4 protein-coding genes are annotated in these 3,688 nt (G+C 34.4%); 2 read left to right on the forward strand and 2 right to left on the reverse strand.

Annotated features, from left to right (window positions below):
• The first annotated feature begins 567 nt into the window (after positions 1-567).
• A complete protein-coding gene (locus tag ABMY41_RS21490; RefSeq protein WP_235374233.1) occupies positions 568-882 on the forward strand; it encodes a hypothetical protein in 315 nt (104 codons plus the stop codon).
• A 1-nt stretch (position 883) separates the two neighbouring features.
• Positions 884-1,471 carry a hypothetical protein gene (locus ABMY41_RS21495; protein WP_055022341.1) on the forward strand — a complete coding sequence of 196 codons (588 nt, stop codon included), beginning with the start codon at positions 884-886 and terminating at the stop codon, positions 1,469-1,471.
• A 46-nt stretch (positions 1,472-1,517) separates the two neighbouring features.
• Here the strand turns inward: ABMY41_RS21495 and ABMY41_RS21500 are convergent, their stop codons facing one another.
• A complete protein-coding gene (locus ABMY41_RS21500) occupies positions 1,518-1,970 on the reverse strand; it encodes a hypothetical protein (protein ID WP_055022342.1) in 453 nt (150 codons plus the stop codon).
• Between the two features lie 164 nt (positions 1,971-2,134).
• Entirely contained in the window at positions 2,135-3,130 is a 996-nt protein-coding gene (locus tag ABMY41_RS21505; protein ID WP_175083356.1) for a site-specific integrase, read from the reverse strand.
• Positions 3,131-3,688 lie beyond the last annotated feature (558 nt).

Below are 3,688 nucleotides of genomic sequence, written 5' to 3' on the forward strand. Positions count from 1 at the left end.
TCGAGGGGATGGGCTAAATAATACAAACTGTGTTATTCAAGGGGTGAAGTCCAATGGTACGAAAAGTTACTCTAAGCGTGAAAATTCAAGCTAAGGTTAATTTCGAGGGGATGGGCGCAAAACCCCTTTTCCAGAATTAAACAATTTTACAGGGCCGAAACGCACAGTTCCTTGCTTTGAGCTCAATAGAGGCAATATCAAAGTAATGATTAAGGGTGTGTAAAATTCAAGTGGCAAACTCATGCCGTATCGAAAATATGAATTCAAGCTGCAACTTAAAATAGATAATGAAATACAAAGTGAAATGTAAAATAACCCGCGTACTGGGCTTTGTTTCTTTTTAATGAAGCTAATGCCGTTTTTAGTGCTATTTTCGCCACACTATGACTCCTTTTCATCTAAACAGATGTAAATTCTTCTCCTCAAATACGCAGGCAAAAGATGACAGTTGGTCACATAAAAGCAATAATAAAGGACTATTGCTGGTAAACTCTCAGTACATTATTATTAAATTCGATGTAGTAGTTAGAGTTGGATGTTTGTATGGGAGCCTCACCTATAGCCTTAATGAGCTTATTATTTTGCTTCATATTTTGGGTGATTTCTTTATCTGTATTCTTAAAGCGTGAATTTATTCGTTCTCTTGCAATAGCGCAGCGCGTCAGAAAGTTGGTTCAAGAGTCAATTCAACTGGAGATCTACATGAAAGGGCTGCCAGTTAATGATGAGCGTTCTGCTGCCTTCCGTAGAATTCAAGAAATTAAAGCTGAACTTGCTGGAATAGAAGGCTTTCCTCAAAAGAGTAGTATTACCCCTGCCTATGCATCCAAGATAGAGCTTAAAAATGTTGTTAATTTAGCCAGCTACAAACGCAGAGCTTAATATGGAACATATAAATGCATTTGTAGTTTCTTATAACAAGTTATTTACTGCAGGAGCTAGTGACTTCTTTTTTAAATACTTGATGAGCTTTTCAGGCTTACTTTTTGTGGTTTTCTGCCTAACTATCATTAAAGCCTACTTTAAAAAAACATCATTCTCACACATGTGTTTAGTAACATTCGTTACAATATCCTATTTATCAACTGATTATTTAATGGCTCTAGAGTACTTAAGAGAAGCGGGTAGTTTTATAGATGGTGTAGTCAATATGTATTTGATGTTCTCTCTTTTTGATAGCATTACAGCGCTTATCATTGCCTTATTATTTCCTTTTATAAGAAAGGGTAAAGGATACTCAGATGCTTCAGTAATCACAATGTGTATCTTTTTGATAAATTCAGTCTTGCACCTAATTTTGATGTTAAATTATATTACGCAAAATTCCCTTAACCCTTATTTAGGCTTTTTTTACTCTATTACTGTAAATATAAACGACTTGATATTACTTAGTGCATTTCTAGCACCAACTTTTATTACTAAAGTAAAACTTCTTTTTACGGAAAAATTGCTTTTACGCCTGTCGGATTAAAAATGGCCAAGGTCTTTCTGGCCATTTTCTTGCTAATTTTACTTTGCTAGGCTGATTTGGAGGGTTTGGCTTTAATTGTTAAAGCACCTTCTAATGACGTTTTAATCTTCTTAGTAATTGTTGGAACAAAAGTAGGGTCAATAATTCCGTAATCAGCACTTTCTTCTAACGAACTTGCAACTACTTTATTTACAGTTTCAAGAAGTTCTTCAGGTCTAACATCTTCTAAATTTGTGTTTTCATTTATGTTCAGAAGAAGGTAGTCTAGACTTACATTTCTTCTAATCGCTGTAGTTAAAATAAAATCCCATGGCATAGAAGGGCGGCTAAACCACATTTTCATAGTGCTCGCATTATGTCCTAAAGCTCTTCGTCCACTTTCATCTTCAATTTCATATAATTCATCAACCCCCCACACTTGCTTGCAGCGCTCTAAAACTTGTGAGACGTATTTTTTCTTTGAGTCATCATCTAGATTTTTAAAATATGTATCAGCCATGTTTAGTTGTTCTTGTAAGTTCACTACTCTATATTCTAACAAAAAAAGATAAATTTAAAATGAACAAAAATTTATGTTGATTTCAGTCACTTTTTGTAAATCGATAAAACCTTAAAAATCAATGTTTTTTGATATAAACGGCAGTAGAAACAAAATTTTAGATCTCAAAACAAATTATTCAACACATCCTCAAATGCCTTTGAATCTTCATCTACAATATACATTGCAGTTGTAACTTCTTTAGAATGACCAAGCAGTTTACTAATTCTGCTTATCTTTACGCCTTTTTCATCCAGCCAGGTCGCGTATGATCGTCTTAGAGAATGGGGAGCAACTGTGTTATATATTTTACAAAGCTCATAAATAGCGCTGCCAGATAAAGGCTTACTATTTTCAACATCAATATTTCCACTATGTGATACTTTGACAAATAACGGGCCAGGCATTATGCCTCGAACATTCAACCAGTCTTCCAAAGCAAGTTTTGTAATAGGGTGGATCGCAACATATCTTTCCTTATTACCTTTACCAATAATCTTCAAATACTGAGTGTTTATTGTGACTCTATCTTCGCTACTAAGCTCTAAGACTAATGATGAAATCTCTATTGTGGCCAACTCACTTCTTCTTAACCCGGTACCAATTAAAATATGAAAAAGCGCCAAATCTCTAAGCATTTTATTTCTATTAGTTGGGTTTGAGCTTGCTATTCTCTCCAAAAGCACTTGGAAACTAGAACGAGAAATTACCTGATGTTTTTTAATTCTAGAGCCGGTTTCTCCTTTCACTTTTAGAATACCATCTAGCTGCAATCTAGAAATCTGTCCTAACAAATAGGCATGCTCACATACACCCTTTACAACGGAAACATATAATGAAATCGTTTTTGGAGATAGCTCCTTGGCTTTTAGGTTATGGATAAGGCTATTCAAATCAGTTGAAGTAATTTCTGCCCAATTAATTTCATAAAAATCTGGGTAGCCGGTATGTTTTGCAATTGCTTGCAAACATCGAGTGACGGTCTCTTTGGATGTATCCGCCGCCAAAGAGTTAACATAATTGAATATCGGACATTTAGGGTTTACATAAATCTCATTTAATTTTTGTTTAATCTTGGTAGCCGGTAATTGAGGCTGTTTTAAATCGATAATCTTTTCCAATCTGCTGTTCATAATTTAAATTCATACGAAACCATAAGCACTGTACATTTATACATCCAAAATAAACTTGTGTAAATGCCCATTTATGCAATTAACATGTTATGTTAAATCAACTGTAAAATAGAATCTTGGGAAATTAGACTCTATTAATTAAAAAGATTTATCTAGGTATAAGGGGATGTTTTAGTTCCTAAATGAGAGTTATTAGTAAGAGCATATTAACTTTCGAATCGGGAGATTAGTCCGATACTAACCAGTATCGGACTTAAGCAATTGAATTGTTAGTAATTACTTAAAACCACCAACTTTACTTGATAAGAAAATAAAGGCAATTATAAATTCACCAACCACTACAGCTAACAGCCATTTTATATTTTCTGTATCAAATTTCATGAAGTCCAAAAAAAATATAATTACTCCAATTAAAAACCCGCGAATTCAACCCCGAAGTGCACCACTCGCTAAATTAGGCCGCATTGCGTAATTCGTTAAACACAACGACAGGCTGTTTGTAACCTAGGCACTTTCTAGGTCTGGCGTTTAGCGCACGTTCTATAT

The sequence above is a fragment of the Pseudoalteromonas sp. BZA4 genome (genome assembly GCF_040104395.1).
Lineage (GTDB): Bacteria > Pseudomonadota > Gammaproteobacteria > Enterobacterales > Alteromonadaceae > Pseudoalteromonas.

Excerpts from the sequence above, each read along its gene's own strand:
- ABMY41_RS21490 (WP_235374233.1), top strand. The coding sequence starts at position 568 with ATGAGCTTATTATTTTGCTTCATATTTTGGGTGATTTCTTTATCTGTA.
- ABMY41_RS21495 (WP_055022341.1), top strand. The coding sequence starts at position 884 with ATGGAACATATAAATGCATTTGTAGTTTCTTATAACAAGTTATTTACT.
- ABMY41_RS21500 (WP_055022342.1), bottom strand. The coding sequence starts at position 1,970 with ATGGCTGATACATATTTTAAAAATCTAGATGATGACTCAAAGAAAAAA.